At 50.7% G+C, this 418-nt stretch carries 1 protein-coding gene; it reads left to right on the plus strand.

All coding sequences use genetic code 11. The annotated features are described in order from the left end of the window. Positions 1-188 precede the first annotated feature (188 nt). On the plus strand, positions 189-418 hold a 230-nt coding region (locus tag HBA93_RS18845), incomplete at its 3' end, for a phage major tail tube protein (protein WP_286202059.1).

Genomic DNA, 418 nt, shown 5'->3' on the forward strand with positions numbered 1-418 from the left:
CGACTAATGAGCCAACAGTCAATGTTCAGGGTAAAATCTTCCTGAATGTGGAGTTTGAGCCGGTCGGTTTGATGGAGCAAATCCTCGTCACCACGCACCGTAACATTCTTTATTACCAGGTCATGCTGGATGAAGTGAATGGCTTGATCGAAAACGGCCCGCTAACACTCGGCGAGTAAGGAAGTCCAATGTCAAATCTCCCTCGTTTTATCCTGCGCGATTGTATGCTGTGGGCAGATCGCGAAAGCAAGCTCGGCCAGATCGGTGATATCACCCCGCCGGTACCACAGAAGAAACTGGAAGAGCTGCGCAACGCCGGTATGGTAAAGCCTCGCGAGGTTATGCTTGGCTATGAGAAGCTGGAATTCAGTTTCAAGATGCCGAGCCTTGACCCGCAAATCTTGACTCTATTCGGCCT

This window comes from Ochrobactrum sp. SFR4, from assembly GCF_019730395.1.
Lineage (GTDB): Bacteria > Pseudomonadota > Alphaproteobacteria > Rhizobiales > Rhizobiaceae > Pseudochrobactrum.